At 60.0% G+C, this 3,570-nt stretch carries 2 protein-coding genes; both read right to left on the bottom strand.

Going from position 1 to position 3,570, the window contains the following annotated elements:
- Nucleotides 1-41: 41 nt before the first annotated feature.
- Nucleotides 42-1,982 carry a DUF1302 family protein gene (locus tag ABZF37_RS13915; protein ID WP_372720943.1) on the bottom strand — a complete coding sequence of 647 codons (1,941 nt, stop codon included), beginning with the start codon at nucleotides 1,980-1,982 and terminating at the stop codon, nucleotides 42-44.
- A 419-nt stretch (nucleotides 1,983-2,401) separates the two neighbouring features.
- Nucleotides 2,402-3,570 (bottom strand): DUF1329 domain-containing protein (locus tag ABZF37_RS13910; protein ID WP_372720941.1); only part of this gene is annotated, 1,169 nt, incomplete at its 5' end.

Genomic DNA, 3,570 nt, shown 5'->3' with positions numbered 1-3,570 from the left:
GGACCGATCAACCGGGCATAAGAGGTCAGCCGTGCATCCGCTCAGAACTGATAAGTAATACGCGCCACGAACTGGTCACGGTCGTGCAAGGTACCCAGCAGGCGGGTGTCGTTCTGGTCGCTGCCGGTTATGCCAAGATTGGTCTTCTCGACATGCCGCGGCAGGAAGATGTCCGCCTCGAAGCGCAGCCGCCAGTGATCGCCCATGGCGATGTCCAGCGACGGAATCATAAACGCGTCGAAACTACCAAGATCCACACCAAACGCAAACCCCGGTGTCACCGTATCGTACTTGTACGGGAAGCTGAAGGCGTTGGTCAGGATGGTCTGGTGCTCGCGTCGCGCTGCGCCATAGCCGAAGTTCTCATTGATATCGTCATCACGGTCATAGTTCATCACCCAGGTGTCGAACAACTGCACAGTCCAGAACGTGGGTCGCGAGGTACCCAGAGTGTTCATGGTCCAGTTCAGTTGCTTGTCCAGGCCGAGCATGATCTTGAGAGTGTCCTTTTCGACGATGGGCCCCAGCCCGGGCACTGACAACGACGCACCAACCGGCGCAATGGGATTGCCCAAGGGGTCCGTGGTAAAGCCGCCAGTACCCGGCGTGTAGTTGCTGACCGGGTTGTTAATATCGTTCAACAGCACGATGCCAGGGAAAAAGGCCGGGCCACCCGCCGCCGCATTAACACCACTCAGGTACGAGAACAGATCCACAAACGTGTTGGTGCCGGTGTTGTAGGCCTTGTTAGGCGTCAACGCCACCTCTGTGCGCAGCACCGAATCCAATAGACCCGAATAGGCGTTCAGAGTAATACCGTAGGTTTCCGTCATCGGGAAAATCAGCTCCGTCAAACGGAAACTGCCACCTTCCCATTGGCCAAGATTAGTGCTTCCACCGACCAGTGGGTTACGCACCACCAAGCCATCATTACTCAGCCCCCGATAGTAATTAAGGGAGTAGCCTATTTGTTTGAACGTGCCGGACCAGCGAAAGCCATAGTTGGCGTCGTTCTCGTCACCCAAGTTATGGTGATAGTTGTAACTACCAAGCAGCGAGCTTGTGACACCTGCCGCAGCCCATGGCGCCGGCGACCAGCGTCCGCCGTTGATGGGACCCGTTTCACCCATATCGTCGCCGTTATCCCAGCCGGGACGGTAAATCAGCTGCAGGGCACCGGCCAGTTCCGGGATGTCGATGGTGACGTTACCCAGAATCAGCGGCTTGCGCAGCTCCTCGTTTTCGGTTTCCAGGAACGAACGCCAGCGCAGATCGTAGCCGTGAATGATATCCATGGCGCGGAAGAAGTCCGTCTCGCCCCATACTACCTGCTGCTTGCCCAGCTTGAAGTGAGTGCGCTCGCCAATGGAGAACGTGACAAACGCCTCGCGCAACTCGGTCGAGTCATACTGCTTCAGGGCCAGATCGTCCTGGGTGCCGGCCCCGAACCCGACCAGCCCGTCCACGAACGGGCAAAATGGCTGAACACACCCCGGCGCACCAAGTAGCGCATTGATATTCGCGGAGGTAAATGCGGAGGCATTGGCAAACCCTGTCGCTCCGACCGGCGCCCCGACCAGCGGCCCAGCCTGCTCCAATGTAGCAAACGCTGGCATCAGCTTGCTGCCATTTTGCAGGTCGCGGTTCCATTTGGTACGGGTCTCGCGGGCGATACGCCCGATGCCGGAGATCTGGAACGGACCAAAGTCCGCCGTGGCCTCCAGCTTGCCACTGTGGCGCCACATGGACAGATCACCCTTGCCGTCAAATTTCTCGCCTGTCAAAAACAAGCCACTGGTATCACCGGTAGCCTTGAATTCGTCACTGGGCTGCAGATTGACCGACAGGTGCTCCCGGACGTAACCGGAGTAATCGAACGTCACGGCTTGCGCCGGACTCGCCACCAGCATGGCACAACCTAGCATGACCCCCAGCGCCACCGGCACAGCCGGGCGACGCAGACTCACTTTCTGCAATTCCATCTTGGACCCCCATACGCTAGAGCTTGTGGCAGCTGCCTTGGCTCGAACTATTCCCTGCCAACCCCCAGCTTATGCCAGGGACCTGTCCTGTGCCTGAGATGTCAGACACCCTCCCAAAAAACCCGGACTCAGCCCGTATCAAGAACGGTCTCAGTGTACAACCGCCACCGCGATTCGCCACAACCGAATGATCTGGCGCGGGCAGTAGAACCTGATGATCAGCGGGCCTGATAGAAACTTGCCCGCATATATAACTCAATAAGCTGCGTGATAGATACGCTGCGAGTTGGCGCCGTCCTTTTCAATGCCCCCCCGCATCCCGCGAGAGACCACGTCTACTTAAATTTAAAGAGGGCCGCCGCAAGCCTGCGGCGGCCCTCAGGTATCGCTGCAAACGGGCAGGCGCCCGTCGCTGAATCTTACTGCAACATCCGCGGCAGGGCTTCCGGTGAGTAATCAGCGGCCTTGGCACCTTCCGGGTTGTGGTGGAACCCGGTCGAGTACCCAAAGGCCGTCGCGTGCAGGCGCTGCACATCCAGGCCGATCACTCCGGTCACGGTCGGACCGCTCTGGCCGTCGTCCCACTTCCAGTCCTTGTACGCCACAAACAGGGTGTGCCAGTGCTCGCCCTTGCGGTCGTAATGGTCCTGCCAGTAGAACTTGGGCGCACCCAGCGTGGCGCCCACGAACATGTGCCGACGGCTCACCAGGTGGTTGTTCTTCGGCTTCCCTTCCAGCTCGTAGACGTCCTTGATCTCGTAGTTGTCCGGCTGGAAGTTCCAGTGCGGCGGCTCGCTCAAACGCATGAACGGGTACTTCGCCTCACCGGACGCGCTCTCGTCCATCGGCGGCAGGATGGACTTGTCCACGCCCAGGGCCTTGCGCACGCCCAGAATCTTCCAGCTCTCGTACCAGGTCGGGTCCAGGTTCAAACCGAAGGTGTCGTCAAACAACAGATCGGTACCCTGCACCGGATCGGCCCAGGCACCGCTGGACAGGCGCCGCACCCGGCGCAGGCTCTTGATGTAGGCATACACGTCCGGCAGGCGGCCGTCGGCGTAGTTCACCGTCAGCAGGCCCAGCCCGCGCGTGTCGTTCGGGTAGACGTTGATCAGCGCCTCATACTTGGCGATGGTCTTGTCCAGAACGTGCGGCTCGCTCATGCGCCCGGACATCAGGAAACGCCGATACACCCAGCCCTGCTCTTTCTCAAGACCACGCTTGCCGTCGATGATCAGGAACGTCAGCGGCTGCAGGTTCATGGCATCGCCCAGCCAACCGAAGCGCAGGACGTTGTAGACCAGCTTGTAGCCGGCGTCCGGGTCGGCCGGATCCAGATCCGGAAACGGCACACCCGTGGTGTAGTTCACCAGGTGCTTGTCGGCATCCAGGCTGGCCTCGCCCTTGTGCTTTTCGGTCAACGCCAGCACCGCCGGCGTTACGTTGGGCGGCGTGGCGCGGGTCAGGTTCATGACCCAGCCGAACTGCCGAATCATCTTTTCCTGCTGGCCAACCAGCACGCTGCGAATGGGTTGTCCGTCCAGGGTCTTGTCCAGCAGGCTGTCGATGCTCGCGGCGTTGAGCACCG

It is taken from the genome of Immundisolibacter sp., from assembly GCF_041601295.1.
In the GTDB taxonomy this organism is placed as follows: domain Bacteria; phylum Pseudomonadota; class Gammaproteobacteria; order Immundisolibacterales; family Immundisolibacteraceae; genus Immundisolibacter.
The sequence above is the reverse complement of the archived record's forward strand: the minus strand, read 5'-3'. Positions and strand labels throughout refer to the sequence as shown.

Excerpts from the sequence above, each read along its gene's own strand:
- ABZF37_RS13915 (WP_372720943.1), bottom strand. The coding sequence starts at position 1,982 with ATGGAATTGCAGAAAGTGAGTCTGCGTCGCCCGGCTGTGCCGGTGGCG.